The sequence below is a fragment of the Phytobacter palmae genome (assembly GCF_039409775.1).
In the GTDB taxonomy this organism is placed as follows: Bacteria; Pseudomonadota; Gammaproteobacteria; order Enterobacterales; family Enterobacteriaceae; genus Phytobacter; species Phytobacter palmae.
Window position 1 is genome coordinate 1 of the sequence record NZ_JBCIVJ010000025.1, and the last position, 16,297, is coordinate 16,297.

The 16,297-nt window shown below is 52.9% G+C and carries 18 protein-coding genes; 9 read left to right on the top strand and 9 right to left on the bottom strand.

The window, feature by feature from the left end; all coding sequences use genetic code 11:
* Positions 1-230: hypothetical protein (locus AAIG39_RS21880; RefSeq protein ID WP_343194742.1), on the top strand; the 230-nt coding region annotated here is incomplete at its 5' end.
* 10 nt (positions 231-240) lie between these two features.
* Positions 241-756, top strand: coding sequence for a zinc uptake transcriptional repressor Zur (gene zur / locus AAIG39_RS21885; RefSeq protein WP_047372189.1), 516 nt, complete (start codon positions 241-243; stop codon positions 754-756).
* Positions 757-862: 106 nt separating this feature from the next.
* On the opposite strand, the gene AAIG39_RS21890 is transcribed toward zur, so the two are convergent.
* Entirely contained in the window at positions 863-1,072 is a 210-nt protein-coding gene (locus AAIG39_RS21890) for a CsbD family protein (protein ID WP_039077936.1), read from the bottom strand.
* A gap of 97 nt (positions 1,073-1,169) precedes the next feature.
* On the opposite strand from AAIG39_RS21890, the gene AAIG39_RS21895 reads away from it, so the two are divergent.
* The gene (locus AAIG39_RS21895; RefSeq protein ID WP_343194743.1) at positions 1,170-1,358 is read left to right on the top strand and encodes a hypothetical protein; all 189 of its coding nucleotides are present in this window, start codon (positions 1,170-1,172) and stop codon (positions 1,356-1,358) included.
* Here AAIG39_RS21895 and lexA read toward each other — a convergent pair.
* Positions 1,333-1,947 carry a transcriptional repressor LexA gene (gene lexA / locus AAIG39_RS21900; protein WP_090089007.1) on the bottom strand — a complete coding sequence of 205 codons (615 nt, stop codon included), beginning with the start codon at positions 1,945-1,947 and terminating at the stop codon, positions 1,333-1,335. The genes AAIG39_RS21895 and lexA overlap by 26 nt on opposite strands.
* A gap of 108 nt (positions 1,948-2,055) precedes the next feature.
* The gene (locus AAIG39_RS21905) at positions 2,056-2,424 is read right to left on the bottom strand and encodes a diacylglycerol kinase (protein WP_090089005.1); all 369 of its coding nucleotides are present in this window, start codon (positions 2,422-2,424) and stop codon (positions 2,056-2,058) included.
* 130 nt (positions 2,425-2,554) lie between these two features.
* On the opposite strand from AAIG39_RS21905, the gene plsB reads away from it, so the two are divergent.
* The gene (gene plsB, locus AAIG39_RS21910) at positions 2,555-4,975 is read left to right on the top strand and encodes a glycerol-3-phosphate 1-O-acyltransferase PlsB (RefSeq protein ID WP_090089003.1); all 2,421 of its coding nucleotides are present in this window, start codon (positions 2,555-2,557) and stop codon (positions 4,973-4,975) included.
* A 107-nt stretch (positions 4,976-5,082) separates the two neighbouring features.
* On the opposite strand, the gene ubiA is transcribed toward plsB, so the two are convergent.
* The 5 genes from ubiA to malK form a co-directional block, all read right to left on the bottom strand.
* Entirely contained in the window at positions 5,083-5,952 is an 870-nt protein-coding gene (gene ubiA, locus AAIG39_RS21915; protein WP_090089001.1) for a 4-hydroxybenzoate octaprenyltransferase, read from the bottom strand.
* Positions 5,953-5,963: 11 nt separating this feature from the next.
* On the bottom strand, positions 5,964-6,461 hold the full coding sequence (gene ubiC / locus AAIG39_RS21920; RefSeq protein WP_090088999.1) for a chorismate lyase: 498 nt from the start codon (positions 6,459-6,461) through the stop codon (positions 5,964-5,966).
* A gap of 179 nt (positions 6,462-6,640) precedes the next feature.
* Complete coding sequence (gene malM / locus AAIG39_RS21925; RefSeq protein WP_249569853.1) at positions 6,641-7,606, bottom strand: maltose operon protein MalM; 966 nt, start codon at positions 7,604-7,606, stop codon at positions 6,641-6,643.
* 108 nt (positions 7,607-7,714) lie between these two features.
* The gene (locus AAIG39_RS21930; RefSeq protein WP_090088993.1) at positions 7,715-9,025 is read right to left on the bottom strand and encodes a maltoporin; all 1,311 of its coding nucleotides are present in this window, start codon (positions 9,023-9,025) and stop codon (positions 7,715-7,717) included.
* Between the two features lie 176 nt (positions 9,026-9,201).
* Positions 9,202-10,311 carry a maltose/maltodextrin ABC transporter ATP-binding protein MalK gene (malK, locus tag AAIG39_RS21935; protein WP_090088990.1) on the bottom strand — a complete coding sequence of 370 codons (1,110 nt, stop codon included), beginning with the start codon at positions 10,309-10,311 and terminating at the stop codon, positions 9,202-9,204.
* Between the two features lie 369 nt (positions 10,312-10,680).
* On the opposite strand from malK, the gene malE reads away from it, so the two are divergent.
* The 3 genes from malE (at position 10,681) to malG (ending at position 14,507) form a co-directional block, all read left to right on the top strand.
* Entirely contained in the window at positions 10,681-11,871 is a 1,191-nt protein-coding gene (malE, locus tag AAIG39_RS21940; RefSeq protein ID WP_090088988.1) for a maltose/maltodextrin ABC transporter substrate-binding protein MalE, read from the top strand.
* A gap of 186 nt (positions 11,872-12,057) precedes the next feature.
* Entirely contained in the window at positions 12,058-13,602 is a 1,545-nt protein-coding gene (malF, locus tag AAIG39_RS21945; protein ID WP_249569855.1) for a maltose ABC transporter permease MalF, read from the top strand.
* 14 nt (positions 13,603-13,616) lie between these two features.
* Positions 13,617-14,507 (top strand): maltose ABC transporter permease MalG, encoded by an 891-nt coding sequence (gene malG / locus AAIG39_RS21950; protein ID WP_090089033.1) that lies wholly within the window; start codon positions 13,617-13,619, stop codon positions 14,505-14,507.
* 215 nt (positions 14,508-14,722) lie between these two features.
* Here the strand turns inward: malG and psiE are convergent, their stop codons facing one another.
* The gene (gene psiE, locus AAIG39_RS21955) at positions 14,723-15,136 is read right to left on the bottom strand and encodes a phosphate-starvation-inducible protein PsiE (protein WP_039077938.1); all 414 of its coding nucleotides are present in this window, start codon (positions 15,134-15,136) and stop codon (positions 14,723-14,725) included.
* A gap of 145 nt (positions 15,137-15,281) precedes the next feature.
* Between psiE and AAIG39_RS21960 the strand changes: the two genes are divergently transcribed.
* Complete coding sequence (locus AAIG39_RS21960; protein WP_090088985.1) at positions 15,282-15,794, top strand: GNAT family N-acetyltransferase; 513 nt, start codon at positions 15,282-15,284, stop codon at positions 15,792-15,794.
* Positions 15,795-15,803: 9 nt separating this feature from the next.
* A complete protein-coding gene (locus AAIG39_RS21965) occupies positions 15,804-16,262 on the top strand; it encodes an acyltransferase (protein ID WP_343194744.1) in 459 nt (152 codons plus the stop codon).
* Positions 16,263-16,297 lie beyond the last annotated feature (35 nt).

The following is a 16,297-nucleotide window of genomic DNA, read 5'->3' on the forward strand; positions in this document are numbered from 1 at the left end:
CCCCTGCTAGTTGTGACATGGACAGGGAAGCTCTATTGCTGCGAATAACATCCAAAAAATATCCTATTTCTACTGAATGTAATAAAAAGTTACAGAAGATGTTGTTATATGAAGTGACCATCAATATTTATAGAAGACACATGGCGATTGCGAAAGGTGAAGGCGCGGTCGCGATCTCGGCGTTTAGTACAGAACATGATAAAGTGGAGGCTTATATCGCTATTTCATGAGAGAACGCCTATGGATAAGTCCACTTCGCAAGAGATGCTCGCGCAGGCCGAAAAACTGTGTGTGCAACGGAATGTGCGCCTGACTCCCCAGCGCCTCGAAGTGTTACGCCTGATGAGTCTGCAACAGGGGGCCATCAGCGCTTACGATCTGCTCGACCTTCTGCGTGAGGCAGAGCCTCAAGCTAAACCCCCTACCGTTTATCGCGCGCTTGATTTTCTTTTAGAACAAGGGTTTGTGCATAAAGTGGAGTCCACGAACAGCTATGTGCTTTGCCATCTTTTCGATCAACCGACGCACACTTCTGCGATGTTTATCTGTGACCGTTGTGGCGTGGTAAAAGAAGAACAGGCGGAGGGCGTGGAAGATATTATGCATGCGCTGGCGGCAAAACGCGGTTTTGCGCTACGCCATAATGTTATTGAAGCCCATGGATTATGCGCTGATTGCGCTGAGGTTGAAGCGTGCCGACATCCCGGCGAATGCCATCATGACCACACGATTCAGTTGAAAAAAAAATCGCGCTAGTCGCGATTTTCTCTTTTAAGCAGATAAGCCATTTGAGGGTGGTACATCCATGTACCGTTCGGGCAGGGTAGCCATGAGGGTCTACACATTGAGGGGGATGTGAAGGCTACCAGCGGTAATCATTCCGCGTTTCCCAGTCGACGACTTCTTTTTCTGCCTGATCTTTGGCATAGCCGTAACGTTCCTGGATTTTACCGACCAGTTGGTCACGTTTACCTTCGATGATAGTCATATCATCGTCGGTCAATTTACCCCACTGCTCTTTCGCTTTACCTTTGAACTGTTTCCAGTTGCCGCTGACTTCGTCTTTATTCATTGTCATCTCCTCATCGTTGGTCATGGACAGCGTTATTCCTTTCGTTACGCTCTAAATATCCTGAACGTGATAATTATTGTAGTTAAGGATAGCGGCCATGAATCTATATTCGGAATTTTTAACCACCAGAATGGAAATTAACGGAATAGATATGCAGAACAAAACTGAGTGGGATCAGGGGGATAAAGCAAAAGTTAAAGCTTTGTCAGGAAAAGAAAGCAACCGTGACAGCAGAATTGCCGCCACGGATCAGAAGGATATTACAGCCATTCACCGTTGCGGATAACGCCAACCGCCAGCCCTTCAATAGTGAAGTTCTGCTCACGCAGGTTAACCACAATGGGGGAAAACTCACTGTTTTCAGGCAATAGCTGTACAGTATTGCCCTGTTTTTTCAGGCGTTTGACCGTCACTTCATCGTCAATACGCGCCACAACAACCTGTCCGTTACGAACATCCTGAGTTTTATGAACAGCCAGCAGGTCGCCATCCATGATGCCGATATCTTTCATCGACATACCGCTTACACGAAGCAGAAAATCAGCGTTAGGTTTGAAGAGAGAGGGATCGACCTGATAGTGTCCTTCGATATGCTGTTGCGCCAGCAAAGGTTCGCCAGCAGCGACACGCCCGATAAGCGGTAAGCCAGCATCATCTTCTTCTTCAAGAAGCAGACGAATACCGCGAGACGCACCCGATACAATCTCAATAACGCCCTTACGCGCAAGCGCTTTCAAGTGTTCCTCTGCCGCGTTTGGGGAACGGAACCCCAACTGTTGCGCGATCTCCGCACGCGTCGGCGGCATACCTGTCTGGTTGATTCGATCGCGAATAAGATCGAACACCTCTTGCTGCCTGGCCGTTAAAGCTTTCATTCCGCCCCCTGGGTGTATATACAGTTATGCTGTGAGTATATACAGCTAAAGGTGATTTTGAAACCAAAATTAAGCAAAAAGCGTAGTCTTAACGTATTTCTGGAAGCGTTATCGAAAATAGCCCCACAGCAGAGAAACCCAGGTGAACAGTGCCAGAAGAATGGCCATTAGTACGGCTGCAGACCCCATGTCCTTCGCACGCCCTGAGAGTTCGTGAAATTCAGACCCAATACGGTCAACCACCGCTTCAATCGCACTATTGAGGATTTCCACAATCATCACCAGCACGACAGAACCAATCAACAGAACACGCGTGATAGCGTCAACGTCCACAAAAGCCGCAATGATGATAGCAATAATGACCGCAACACCTTCCTGACGAAAAGCAGCTTCGTTAATCCACGCTGCGCGCACCCCTTTCCATGAATAGCCTGCCGCTTTAATGATGCGGGTAATTCCAGTGGTATTGTTGGCCATGAAAAACAACCTTTTTATGTAATGAACGTCAATGTCTATGTAAGCTTATAGAGGTAGAAAAGAAATTCTGCGGACTTTCTGATATTCTTGCCGCGCAATGGCATTATTAACCAGAGGCTTTACATCGTTTATGTCCGGCTGGCCACGAATTTACTACAAATTACTTAATTTACCATTAAGCGTCCTGGTAAAAAGCAAGTCTATCCCGGCGGAACCCGCCCAGGAATTAGGACTCGATACGTCACGCCCTATTATGTACGTTTTGCCTTATAATTCGAAGGCAGACTTGCTAACCTTGCGCGCTCAATGTCTGGCGCATGATTTGCCCGACCCCCTCGAACCGCTTGAAATCGACGGAGCGGAGCTGCCGCGTTATATCTTTATTCACGGCGGACCGCGCGTCTTTACCTGGTACACGCCAAAAGAAGAGTCGGTCAAGTTGTTCCATGACTATCTCGATCTGCACCGCAGCCATCCCGATCTGGATGTTCAGATGGTGCCTGTGTCGATGATGTTCGGTCGTTCTCCCGGGCGCGAAAAGGGCGAGGTCAACCCGCCGCTGCGTATGCTAAACGGTATTCAGAAGTTTTTCGCGATCTCATGGCTTGGCCGCGACAGCTTTGTGCGTTTCTCGCCGCCGGTTTCGCTGCGTCATATGGCAACCGAGCACGGTACGGATAAAATCATTGCGCAAAAGCTGGCCCGCGTAGCGCGTATGCACTTCGCCCGTCAGCGCCTGGCCGCAGTGGGGCCGCGTTTACCTGCCCGTCAGGACCTGTTTAATAAGCTGCTCTCCTCTAAAGCCATCGCCCGCGCGGTAGAAGACGAAGCGCGCAGCAAGAAGATCTCCCATGATAAAGCGCAACAAAACGCAATTGCGCTGATGGAAGAGATCGCAGCAAACTTCTCTTACGAGATGATCCGTCTGTCAGACCGTATCCTCGGTTTTACCTGGAACCGTCTGTACCAGGGCATTAATGTGCATAACGCGGAACGTGTTCGTCAGCTCGCCCATGATGGTCATGAGATTGTCTATGTGCCCTGCCATCGCAGCCATATGGACTATTTGCTGCTCTCCTACGTGCTCTATCATCAGGGGCTGGTGCCGCCGCATATCGCTGCCGGTATTAACCTGAACTTCTGGCCGGCGGGGCCTATTTTCCGTCGTCTGGGCGCGTTTTTTATTCGTCGTACCTTTAAGGGCAACAAGCTCTACTCGACAGTTTTCCGCGAGTATCTGGGTGAGCTGTTTAACCGCGGCTATTCAGTAGAATACTTTGTTGAAGGTGGGCGTTCTCGTACGGGTCGTCTGTTGGATCCGAAGACCGGTACGCTGTCTATGACGATTCAGGCTATGCTCCGTGGAGGCACGCGTCCGATCACGCTGGTGCCAATCTACATTGGCTATGAGCACGTCATGGAAGTTGGCACCTACGCCAAAGAACTGCGCGGCGCGACGAAAGAAAAAGAAGGTTTTGCCCAGATGGTACGCGGTTTGAGTAAGCTGCGTAATCTCGGTCAGGGCTATGTCAACTTTGGCGAACCCATTCCGCTGATGAACTATCTGAACCATCGCGTACCGGAATGGCGTGAGTCCATCGATCCCATAGAGGCTGTCCGTCCTGCCTGGCTGACGCCGACAGTGAATGCGATTGCTGCTGATCTGATGGTGCGTATTAACAATGCCGGCGCGGCAAACGCGATGAACCTCTGCTGTACCGCGCTTCTGGCTTCTCGCCAGCGTTCATTGACCCGTGAACAGCTTACCGAGCAGTTGAACTGCTACCTCAACCTGATGCGCAATGTGCCTTATGCGGCCGATATAACGGTACCCACCGTCAGTGCGGACGCGCTTATTGAGCACGCCCTGCAGATGAATAAGTTCGAGGTAGAGAAAGATACGATTGGCGACATCATCATTCTGCCGCGCGAGCAGGCGGTACTGATGACCTACTATCGCAACAACATTGCGCATATGCTGATGTTGCCATCGCTGATGGCGGCCATTATCACCCAGCATCGTCATATCTCTCAGGACGAAATGCTGCGCCATGTGGAACTGCTCTACCCGATGCTGAAAGCTGAGCTTTTCTTGCGTTGGGAAAAAGAAGAGCTGGCCGGCGTGCTGGAAAATCTTGCGCAGGAATTGCTGCGCCAGGGGCTGATCACCATGAAGGATGGCCAGCTCTATATCAATCCGGCACATTCCCGCACTCTGCAATTGCTGGCGGCTGGCGCGCGCGAAACGTTGCAACGTTATGCCATCACTTTCTGGTTGCTGAGCGCAAATCCGGCGATGAACCGCAGCACGCTGGAGAAAGAGAGCCGCACTCTGGCGCAACGTCTGTCTGTTCTGCACGGTATCAATGCCCCGGAATTCTTCGATAAGGCAGTTTTCAGTACTCTGGTGCTGACGCTGCGTGATGAAGGGTATATCAGTGATACCGGAGATGCAGAGCCCGAACAGACGCTGGCGGTATATCAGCTTTTAGCTGAGCTGATTACCTCAGATGTGCGTTTGACAATTGAGAGCGCGACGCAGGCGGAGTAAAGCATCGCATCCGGTAACTTCCCCGATGCGCTTCGCTTATCGGGGCTACACGAAGCTTTGCGCTTACGGTAGCCCCGATAAGGTAACGCCGCATCCGGGAAATCGTCTTACGCCAGGTAACTTGTCGCCAGACCGATAAACAGTACCAGCCCCACGTAGTTATTATTCATAAACGCTTTAAAACAGGCGTCACGATCGCGATTCACAATGAGCTTCTGCTGATAAGCAAACAGCGCCCCCGCGACAATGACCGACCAGTAGAAGTGCCAGCCTAAGCCATTGAGCGCACCAATCGCCACCATCAGCGCCAGGACCGCCACCTGTAGAATGCCGATGATGAGCTTATCGTGGCGACCAAACAGAATGGCGGTCGACTTGATGCCAATTTTCAGGTCATCGTCGCGATCAACCATGGCGTACTGCGTATCGTAGGCCACCGCCCACAAGATATTGGCGAGAAACATTATCCAGCAACTCAGCGGCACCGATTCGCTCACCGCAGCAAACGCCATCGGAATCGACCAGCCAAATGCCGCCCCCAGCACCACCTGTGGCAAATGGGTATACCGCTTCATAAACGGATATACCCAGGCAAGCAGAAGCGCCGCAACGGAGAGCAGAATGGTCATGGTGTTAAGCGTTAATACCAGGGCAAACGCCAGCACCACCAAAACCACAAACAGTATCCGCGCTTCGTTTTCCGTGACGGCCCCACTGGGCAGCGGACGATTGGCCGTGCGTTTCACATGCCCGTCAAATTTACGGTCCGCATAGTCATTTACCACGCAGCCTGCCGCACGCATCAGCCAGACCCCTGCCACAAAAACCATCAGGATCCACAGGGGAGGAACGCCCGGCGTTGCCACCCACAGCGCCCACAGCGTTGGCCAGAGCAGCAGCAGCGCACCAATGGGCTTGTCCGTGCGCATGAGTCGATGAAAAGCCAGCAGCTTATTCTGCGAGAGACTCCACTCCATTTTTTTTCCTCTTAGTACAGCGGTGACGCAGGCAAAAACAGTTCAGTCAGCAGGAGAGGTTTCCCTCCCAGGCGCAGGCGGGAGCGTCTTCCCCACAGCGTCTCATAGCGACCAACTTCAATAAAATCTCGTGTCAGCGTAGATGATGTAAAGAGATAACGCCCAAGCGGCGTGGTACCCAACTTCTGCAGTGCAAGTTCAGGACCGGTCAGGGTCGACTCCGGCACGACGGTGCGTCCGGCAAGCCAGGGTTCGCCATCAGCGCACAGCAGGATCTCCCGCAGCCAGTACCTCGAATCGTCAGGCAACAAATGGCGCTCGCCATCAAGCATATCGGACGTTACAAATCCTTCCTGGATAAGCGTCACGGACACCTGTTTACCCTGTTGCTCAAAACGTTTCGTCATGGAATCTTCCAGCAACAGCCAGTCCAGTTGCTGCGGATCGAGCGCGGGAAGTGCGTCAAAATAGCGCAGCGCACGCAATTGCGTAAGCGCGGGGTGTGACATGCCTTACTCTCCAATACATAACGTCACATTATTGTATCGCAGAACAGGCTGCCTCGGCGGGGAAACTTCATTCAGTTTTCATAAGCGCAACAGATATGCAACAGCGTCGTTGCGCCGGAAAAAAGGGTGCGTCAGGCGACGCACCAGTTGTTGCAAACATCAGCATTGCGGGGAGACGGTCACCCCTTGCCTTTTACACTGCTGATAAAGGTTTTCCGGGCGGATGTGGACCCGAGACGCTCAGCTTCATTCAGTAATTTCAGGGCCTTATCGATATCGCCTTTTGCTGCGGCCTGTTTAATGGCCTGGTTGAAATAGCTTTCAGTGTCATTCAGCATCGGCTCACTTTTCGCGGCAGGTGCAGGCGCAGAGGCTGGTGCGCCAGCCACAGCAGCAGGTGCGGCCGCCGGTGCGCTATAGGCTGTGGCAGGCGCGGCAGTATTGCCTACCGTCACCGGCCCTGGTCCGGATGAACCAAACAGCGGGCCAACCAGCACGCTGGAACCGCTGCTGGTTTTCACTTTCAGTTTCACCACACCCTCAGTAACGTGACGTGCTATCGGATCGGGGATATCCGGTACCGCGTTACCCGTACCTTTGGCGTAGGATTTAGCCGGGTCTATCAGTTTGGTGGTCTGGCGCAGATCGTTCTCGGTTGTGAAGACCAGCAGATAGATCTTTTGCTGGCCCAGTGCAGGCGTCAGGCGCATCACCCCTTCCAGCCTGTCGGCACTCATCACTCCCGGCTCCTGATAGGTGAAAAAGCTGCTGGGGAAGTACGCGGCAGGTGACATGTTCTGGTCGAGCACCAACACGTTTGGAGCAAAAACGCTGGTTTGTTTATTCACTTCACTACTGAGCGTGAGCGTCAGTTCACCGATGTTCGCCGGGACACTGTATGCGGCCACCGGGCCACTGATACCCGCCACATTCAGGCGCTGGCCCGTGGTGGCAAGCTCAGTTGTTTGTGTTTTGCTTTGATCGACAGGCGTCCAGCTCAGTTGCTGGAGTGCGGAGGCCGGAATGGCAGGGGCCGCCGTGGTATTTTGCGGGACAATGTTAACATCTGCGAAGCTAACCCCAGGCGCTGCGGCGAGTAAACCCGCGGTCAGGCACAGGGCGACGAAACTTTTTTTCATTTTCATTGTTATCACCTTCTTTACGAGAGACAGCTAACGCCCGGCAATAGCGCGCTATCTCGAAGAATTGAGGGGCTTGCGCCCCTCTTGTTTCGGTACGTCAGGTGGTGAGAATTACCACCAGATTTCCATCTGGGCGCCGAAGCTCCACTCGTCGTTATCACCACGGCTGAAGGTTTTCGCAGAGGTATCGCGATATGCTACGCCAGAGGTGTAACCGGCACCGGAATCGCTATTGGCATAGCCCCATTTCTCATCCCATTTCGCATAGGTTGCGAAAACACGAATCGCCGGACGAGACCAGATGCTGTCGCCAGCCTGCCACTGTTGAGCAAGGGTGATTTTGTACTGGTTGTTGGTTTCGCTGGTGCGCTGGGATTTGACGTTGTCATAACCCACTTCCAGCAGGGTGCTCATGATCGGCGTCCATTTGTACATAGGACGTACGCCCACAGTCCACCACTTGGTACCGTTGTTGTCGTCACGGTTGATATCCTGGTACATACCGACATACATCAGGTCCCAGCTGTCAGCAAGGTTGATTGCCCCGTGATCCAGAACACGCCACAGTGAACCGTTGTTGTTGATGCTGCCGCCCTGCGGAATACCTTTACCGTTAGAGGTCATGGAGTCTGTTGCGTATTGCAGAACAAACTTGTTGTAACCCTTCATCATGCTCTGGGTATGTTCAGCGGTGAACATCCAGCCATCTTTCGATGCGCCCGGCGCCAGGTCATATTTATCCGGCAGGTTGGTGTGACCGTAATCCACACCTAACTCCAGCGTACCGCCAGGGTTGATAGCCATTTGCGCTAAACGCATGTCGAAGACATCGTTCGGCACCAGGTTGTCATATACGCGATTACCCAGCGAGTCACGGTCAGCGAAGGTACCGGAACCGCCCGCTTCAGATGAACGGGTTGCCGCTAAAGAGAGTTTACCGAAGCCAAGATCAACGTTTTCAAGACCCGCACCAGGACCAGAGATATCCCAGTAGTAGAAGTCGATCATATGAACGTCATGACGTTGATAGAAGCGTTTACCTGCCCAGATGGTGGAGCCAGGCAGCGCGTCGATCAGGTTTTTACCCTGAACGTTGGCTTCACGGAACGCAGGGCTGGTCGCTTCCCAGTCATTCCGTTGGGCAACGGAGTAGGCTACGTTGGTATCGAAGTAGAAGCTCTTGTCGCCTTCTTTCCATACTTCCTGGCCCAGTTTCAGTTCGGCGTAGGTTTCGCATTCGTTACCAAGACGATACTTACTTTGAGCACCGGTGGCCTGGAAGCACTGCTGCTCGCCGCCGCTGCCGGTCCAGCCAATACCCGAACGGGCATAGCCTTTAAAATCGACAGCGCCCGCCTGGGCAGACAAAATGCCCGCAGCGATGGCGATTGCCAGTGGAACTTTGCGCAGAGTAGTCATCATTCTATCTCCTGAGATCATTGCTTTTCTTTAAACGCGTCACCCTTCGGACTGCCTCTTCAATGGCTGCGCCCCTTCCCCCTGGTCACGTACTCGCGGTACGTTCCCTGGGGTTCATTCGCTTGCCGCTTTGATGCCGACGCGAATGGCTTAGCGTTTTGCTTTTTTAGTGGGAGACCTTAAACGCCCGGCTCTTTATGCAACCGACGACAGGCGGTGCCATCTTCACGGAAAAGATGACAGCGCTCCGGTGGCAGACCGATAGCGAATGTGGCCCCCTCTTCTACCAACACCACGTCATTCTGGCGGTAGACCAGGTTCTGACGGATGGCGGGGATCTGGATGTGAATTTGCGTTTCGTGACCTAGCTGTTCGACGACCTGAACTTCGCCTTCCAGGGTGACATCGGCGATGTCGCTGGGCAGCAGGTGTTCAGGGCGGATACCGAGTGACATATTGCTGCCGACCTGCACATTGGCGCTGTCGACAGGCAGCCAGACCTGCTGGCGGTTAGGCAGTTCGACCTGGACTTGTTCAATGGCGGTAGCGGTAACCTTAACCGGCAGGAAATTCATTTTCGGCGAACCAATAAACCCGGCGACAAAGCGATCTGACGGATAGTGGTAAAGCTCAAGCGGTTTACCCACTTGTGCGACGCGACCGGCGTCCAGCACCACGATTTTGTCGGCCAGCGTCATCGCTTCCACCTGATCGTGGGTGACGTAAATCATCGTGCGACCCAGGCGCTTATGCAGACGTGAAATCTCAATGCGCATCTGTACACGCAGCGCGGCATCAAGGTTGGATAACGGTTCATCCAGCAGAAAAACGCGCGGTTCCGCCACCAGCGTACGGCCAATCGCCACACGCTGACGCTGACCGCCAGACAAGGCTTTCGGTTTACGATCCAGTAAATGCGCCAGTTGCAGGACCTCAGCTACCTGAGTGACCCGCTGGTTAATGACCTCTTTTTTCGCTCCGGCCAGCTTTAAACCGAATGACATGTTCTCCGCCACGGAAAGGTGGGGATAAAGTGCGTAAGACTGGAACACCATGCCCACGCCGCGCTCGGCGGGTGGGATATCGTTCATACGAGCATCGCCAATAAACAAATCGCCGCTGGTAATGGTTTCCAGACCCGCAATCATGCGCAGCAGCGTCGACTTCCCACAGCCTGACGGACCGACAAACACCACGAACTCTCCTTCGTGGATGTCGAGATTGATGTCTTTTGACACCACCACATCGCCCCAGGCTTTCGTTACATTCCGCAGCTGTACGCTCGCCATGCCCCTCTCCCTTCGTTACAACCTGTCACTTACAGAAACATTCAAGATGGGCTGACTATGGGCTATTGATAACGCTGGCGAATCCTCCACCCCCTTGCTTTTTTATGGGGGAGGAGACGGGAGGATGAGAGGGACGAGTCTGCCCCGTGGCGCCGGAGGCCAGGGCGATTTTCGTGACGCAGGCGGCAAAAATCGGTGGTTTTTTATGTGCGCTAACACACATAAAGAAACTTTATGTAACAGAGATCACACAAATACCCCCAGGGGCGTAGGTTTAAGGAGGATGAGAAGCGCTTGCCAACAAAGGAGACTACACCCCGTTAGACCACCAAACATATCCACGAGCACATCACCTAAAGGACGGGATATATGAAATTCAAAACAGGCGCACGCATCCTCGCATTGTCCGCACTGACGACGATGATGTTCTCCGCTTCTGCCCTCGCAAAAATTGAAGAAGGTAAGCTGGTTATCTGGATCAACGGCGACAAAGGCTATAACGGCCTGGCCGAAGTGGGTAAAAAATTCGAGAAAGATACCGGTATAAAGGTCACCGTTGAGCACCCGGACAAGCTGGAAGAGAAATTCCCGCAAGTTGCGGCCACCGGCGATGGCCCGGACATTATTTTCTGGGCCCATGACCGTTTTGGCGGCTATGCACAGTCTGGCCTGCTGGCGGAAGTGACCCCGGATAAAGCCTTCCAGGACAAGTTATTCCCGTTCACCTGGGATGCAGTGCGTTACAACGGCAAGCTGATAGCCTACCCGGTGGCCGTGGAATCCCTCTCACTGATTTACAACAAAGATCTCGTACCGAACCCGCCAAAAACCTGGGAAGAGATCCCGGCGCTGGATAAAGAGCTGAAGGCGAAAGGTAAGAGCGCGCTGATGTTCAACCTGCAAGAACCGTACTTCACCTGGCCGCTGATTGCCGCTGATGGCGGTTACGCCTTCAAATTTGAAAACGGCAAATATGACGTGAAAGATGTCGGTGTGGACAGCGCAGGCGCGAAAGCGGGTCTGAATTTCCTTGTTAAGCTCATCAAAGACAAACATATGAATGCGGATACGGATTACTCCATCGCCGAAGCCGCATTTAACAAAGGCGAGACTGCGCTGACCATCAACGGTCCATGGGCGTGGGGCAACATTGATAAGAGCAAAATCAACTACGGCGTAACCTCTTTGCCAACCTTTAAAGGCAAAGCGTCCAAACCGTTCGTTGGCGTACTGAGCGCCGGTATTAACGCCGCCAGCCCCAATAAAGAGCTGGCAAAAGAGTTTCTGGAAAACTACCTGATTACCGATCAGGGTCTGGGTGAAGTGAATAAAGACAAACCGCTCGGCGCAGTAGCACTGAAATCCTTCCAGGAGCAGTTAGCGAAAGATCCACGTATCGCGGCAACAATGGATAACGCCCAGAAAGGCGAAATCATGCCAAACATCCCGCAGATGGCTGCCTTCTGGTACGCCACCCGCACCGCCGTGATCAACGCAGTGAGTGGTCGTCAGACCGTCGATGCCGCGCTGAAAGACGCGCAGGGCCGTATCACTAAGTAAGGCTGTAGTCCCTTATTCCTTCGGGAATAAGGATTGTTGAATACGTTGTTTACACGTCTCCATTCGCGCTGCCTTGAGGCGGAAAAAATGCAAACCCCAGGAGCTTACAGTAGTAAGTGACTGGGGTAAGCATCCCTGGCCAACAAAGCGTCAGCGTGAAGGAAAAAGTGTAAGAGGAAGCTCCCCATGGATGTCATTAAAAAGAAGCACTGGTGGCAAAGTGACGCGCTGAAATGGTCAGTGACCGGTCTGCTGGGCTTACTGGTGGGATACCTTGTAGTTTTAATGTATGCACAAGGGGAATATCTTTTCGCCATCACGACGCTGATTTTAAGCTCGGCTGGCCTGTATATTTTTGCTAACCGTAAAACCTACGCCTGGCGTTATGTCTATCCGGGCCTGGCAGGGATGGGGCTGTTTGTCCTGTTCCCGCTGATTTGTACCATCGCCATTGCGTTCACTAACTACAGCAGCACCCACCAGCTCACGCAAGAACGCGCGCAGCAGGTGCTGATGGACCGCTCTTATCAGGCGGGAAAAACCTATAACTTTACCCTGTTTCCAACAGAGGGAAGCTGGCGACTGGCGCTGACCGACGGTGAAAGCGGCAAAAACTATCTTTCGGACGCCTTTAAACTCGGCGGCGAGCAAAAAATCGCCTTAAAAGAGACAGATGCTCTGCCTGCGGGCGAACGCGGCACTCTGCGTGATGTCACGCAAAACCGCACGGCACTCAACCAGTTGACCGCCGTGTTGCCAGATAACAGCAATGTTGTGATGAGCTCGCTGCGCCAGTTCTCGGGTACCACGCCGCTGTACAGCATGGCGGAGGACGGCACGCTCACCAACAAGCAGAGCGGTGTGAAATACCGTCCCAATAACAGTCTCGGTTTCTATCAGGCTGTTAACGCCGATAACAGTTGGGGAGACGAAAAGCTCAGCCCGGGCTATACCGTGACCATCGGCTGGGATAACTTCATGCGCGTCTTTACCGATGAAGGTATCCAGAAACCGTTTATTGAGATTTTCGTCTGGACGGTGGTCTTCTCGCTGCTAACCGTCGTGTTGACTGTCGCAGTCGGCATGGTGCTTGCGTGCCTGGTGCAGTGGGAATCGCTCAAAGGCAAGGCCATCTACCGCGTCCTGCTGATCCTGCCTTACGCTGTGCCGTCGTTTATCTCGATTCTGATCTTCAAGGGGCTGTTTAACCAGAGCTTCGGTGAGATCAACATGATGTTGAGCGCGCTGTTTGGCATCAAACCGGCGTGGTTTAGCGACCCGACCACGGCACGTTCGATGATCATTATCGTCAACACCTGGCTCGGTTATCCGTACATGATGATTCTGTGCATGGGGCTGCTGAAAGCGATTCCGGACGATTTGTATGAAGCCTCGGCAATGGATGGCGCCGGGCCGTTCCAGAACTTTTTCCGTATCACTTTCCCGCTGCTGATCAAGCCGCTCACGCCGCTGATGATTGCCAGTTTCGCCTTTAACTTTAATAACTTCGTGTTGATTCAGTTGTTGACTAACGGTGGCCCGGATCGTATCGGCACCACCACGCCTGCGGGTTATACCGACCTGCTGGTCAGCTACACCTATCGCATTGCCTTTGAAGGCGGCGGTGGGCAAGATTTTGGCCTCGCCGCCGCTATCGCCACGCTGATTTTCCTGCTGGTAGGCGCGCTTGCCATCGTCAACTTGAAAGCCACACGTATGAAATTTGATTAAGGAGGGCGATGATTATGGCTATGGTCCAGGCGAAATCGCAAAAGTTAAGGTTATTCATTACCCATTTATTATTGCTGGTGTTTATCGCCGCAATCATGTTCCCGTTGTTGATGGTCGTCACTATCTCTCTGCGTGAAGGCAACTTCGCCACCGGGAGTCTGATTCCGGAAAGCATCTCGTGGGAACACTGGAAACTGGCGCTGGGCTTTAGCGTGGAGCACGCCGATGGCCGCGTGACGCCGCCCCCCTTCCCGGTGCTACTGTGGTTGTGGAACTCCATTAAGATTGCAGCGATTACCGCCATTGGCGTAGTGGCGCTCTCAACCACCTGCGCATATGCCTTTGCCCGTATGCGCTTTCCCGGTAAAGCGACGCTGTTGAAAGGGATGCTGATTTTCCAGATGTTCCCGGCGGTGCTGTCGCTGGTTGCCCTCTACGCCTTGTTTGACCGTCTGGGCCAGTACCTTCCGTTTATCGGCCTGAACACCCACGGCGGGGTCATTTTCGCCTATATGGGCGGCATCGCCCTGCACGTCTGGACGATTAAAGGTTATTTCGAAACGATCGACAACTCTTTGGAGGAAGCGGCTGCGCTGGATGGCGCGACGCCGTGGCAGGCATTCCGTCTGGTGCTGTTGCCGTTGTCAGTGCCGATTCTGGCGGTAGTGTTCATTCTGTCGTTTATCGCTGCGATCACCGAAGTACCAGTAGCCTCGTTGCTACTGCGTGATGTAAACAGCTACACCCTGGCCGTTGGCATGCAGCAATACCTCAACCCGCAAAACTATCTGTGGGGCGACTTTGCAGCAGCAGCGGTGCTGTCAGCCATCCCGATTACGGTTGTCTTTCTACTTGCGCAGCGTTGGCTGGTTAACGGCCTCACCGCAGGCGGTGTAAAAGGTTAATTTTCATCGTTATATGCCACTGTAGTCCTCATTGGAACATTGACCCCGAAACTCTAAATAACTCGGGTTGCAGGAAGGCGGTAAGAGAGAACATCACCCGTCACTTACACAACGTATGTGACGGGGGTAGACGAGGCCGCCTACCCCCCCTGCAATTCGAAATATGACGAGTTAACTTGTGACTGTTGTTAGGCGCTCTTCGGAGCGCCATTTTTTTACTCGCGTTTCAGGCGCTTAGAGTTACACAGCCAAAGGGTGATCACCAAAAGCAGGATCGCGCCAGAATAAATCAGCACATCCATCGGAGATTTATGATCGACAATGATCAGCCGCACAATCGCAGTGATCCCAATGTAGATAAAGTAACGTAGCGGGAAGTGAAAACCGGACTGAAAGTACTTCACAATCAGCGCGATAAATTCAAAGTAAAGAAAGTAAACCACCAGCCCTTCCACCAGCGCATACTTGCTGGTTTGTTCAGGCGCGAAAAGGACATCCGCCAGATGCAGCGTCTCCTTACCCAGAAAGACAACCAGAATCAGGCCAAGACTCAATAAACCCAGATTCAGCACGGTCTGGAGAACGGTGGAGATAAACTCAACGCGTGGACGAACAGTTAGCGATGGCATTGTCATACCGGCACCTCATTCTCTGTGGCGAGCTTTCTGTATAGCGCAAAAATGTGATCCAGATCTAGATTTTTTGCTTATATTTTGTGCTGTCTCGTGATGACATATCGCTCTGCAAGCATGCAAACAGGGAGCGATAAATCTAATGCTTACAATTTGTAAGGCGCAGGTTGGTGATGCCGAACTGCTCCACGATATGGCGTATGCCAGCTACCTCCATCATTTCGCCCATTTATGGCAGGAAAAAGATGAACTGGCGAATTTTCTCGTACAGGAATATGCACTGCCCGTTCTGCGGCAGAGTGTGCAGGACGAGCGTTGCTGCTGGCTGATTGCTCATTCTGATGGTATCCCGGTCGGCTTTGCCAAATTCAGTTGGCATGCTGCCGCTGGCCCCCAGGGCCCGTCAGGCACACTACTGCATAAACTCTATTTTCTGCCGCAGGCGACCGGTAAAGGTTATGGAGAACAGGTTATTGAGGAGGTCATTCGTCGCGCGCGGGCGCAGGGTGAACATTTTCTCTGGCTGGAAGTGCTGGAGGCCAACCTGCAGGCCCGTCGATTCTATGAACGCCACGGTTTCCAACATCTGCGCGATACCGTGTTCAGTACCGCCTCGCAGCAGAGCACGCTGCATATTCTGGGCAAAGCTATTTAAGGAGTAGTGATGAGTGCGACTATTCGGCAGGCTGCCATCCGTAACGTGATGTGCGGCGAAAACGTGGTGATTTATGAGCCGGTGAATCTGTATGACTGCGAACTGGCGGAGGACGTTTTCATTGGACCTTTTGTCGAAATTCAGGGGCATTCGAAAATCGGCAAGGGTAGCAAAATCCAGTCCCACAGCTTTATCTGTGAATACGTGACCATTGGCGAGCGCTGCTTTATTGGCCATGGCGTGATGTTTGCTAACGATATGTTCCGGGATGGCAAACCCAACCCGGACAGAGAAAGCTGGGGCAGGATCGTAGTGGGTGATGACGTGTCGATTGGCAGCGGCGCCACCATTCTGGCGGTGACCATTTGCGATGGCGTGGTGATTGGTGCTGGCAGTGTGGTGACCAGACCGATTACCGAGAAAGGGGTTTACGCAGGTAACCCGGCGAAGCTGTTGCGGCGGTTATAAACCCTCTCCCCTGGGGGGAGAGGGTTTAGGCGAGG

Excerpts from the sequence above, each read along its gene's own strand:
- ubiA (WP_090089001.1), bottom strand. The coding sequence starts at position 5,952 with ATGGAGTGGAGTCTCTCGCAGAATAAGCTGCTGGCTTTTCATCGACTC.
- malM (WP_249569853.1), bottom strand. The coding sequence starts at position 7,606 with ATGAAAATGAAAAAAAGTTTCGTCGCCCTGTGCCTGACCGCGGGTTTA.
- malE (WP_090088988.1), top strand. The coding sequence starts at position 10,681 with ATGAAATTCAAAACAGGCGCACGCATCCTCGCATTGTCCGCACTGACG.
- psiE (WP_039077938.1), bottom strand. The coding sequence starts at position 15,136 with ATGCCATCGCTAACTGTTCGTCCACGCGTTGAGTTTATCTCCACCGTT.
- ubiC (WP_090088999.1), bottom strand. The coding sequence starts at position 6,461 with ATGTCACACCCCGCGCTTACGCAATTGCGTGCGCTGCGCTATTTTGAC.
- AAIG39_RS21960 (WP_090088985.1), top strand. The coding sequence starts at position 15,282 with ATGCTTACAATTTGTAAGGCGCAGGTTGGTGATGCCGAACTGCTCCAC.
- AAIG39_RS21905 (WP_090089005.1), bottom strand. The coding sequence starts at position 2,424 with ATGGCCAACAATACCACTGGAATTACCCGCATCATTAAAGCGGCAGGC.
- AAIG39_RS21965 (WP_343194744.1), top strand. The coding sequence starts at position 15,804 with ATGAGTGCGACTATTCGGCAGGCTGCCATCCGTAACGTGATGTGCGGC.
- malG (WP_090089033.1), top strand. The coding sequence starts at position 13,617 with ATGGCTATGGTCCAGGCGAAATCGCAAAAGTTAAGGTTATTCATTACC.
- plsB (WP_090089003.1), top strand. The coding sequence starts at position 2,555 with ATGTCCGGCTGGCCACGAATTTACTACAAATTACTTAATTTACCATTA.
- malK (WP_090088990.1), bottom strand. The coding sequence starts at position 10,311 with ATGGCGAGCGTACAGCTGCGGAATGTAACGAAAGCCTGGGGCGATGTG.
- lexA (WP_090089007.1), bottom strand. The coding sequence starts at position 1,947 with ATGAAAGCTTTAACGGCCAGGCAGCAAGAGGTGTTCGATCTTATTCGC.
- malF (WP_249569855.1), top strand. The coding sequence starts at position 12,058 with ATGGATGTCATTAAAAAGAAGCACTGGTGGCAAAGTGACGCGCTGAAA.
- AAIG39_RS21890 (WP_039077936.1), bottom strand. The coding sequence starts at position 1,072 with ATGAATAAAGACGAAGTCAGCGGCAACTGGAAACAGTTCAAAGGTAAA.
- AAIG39_RS21895 (WP_343194743.1), top strand. The coding sequence starts at position 1,170 with ATGAATCTATATTCGGAATTTTTAACCACCAGAATGGAAATTAACGGA.
- AAIG39_RS21930 (WP_090088993.1), bottom strand. The coding sequence starts at position 9,025 with ATGATGACTACTCTGCGCAAAGTTCCACTGGCAATCGCCATCGCTGCG.
- zur (WP_047372189.1), top strand. The coding sequence starts at position 241 with ATGGATAAGTCCACTTCGCAAGAGATGCTCGCGCAGGCCGAAAAACTG.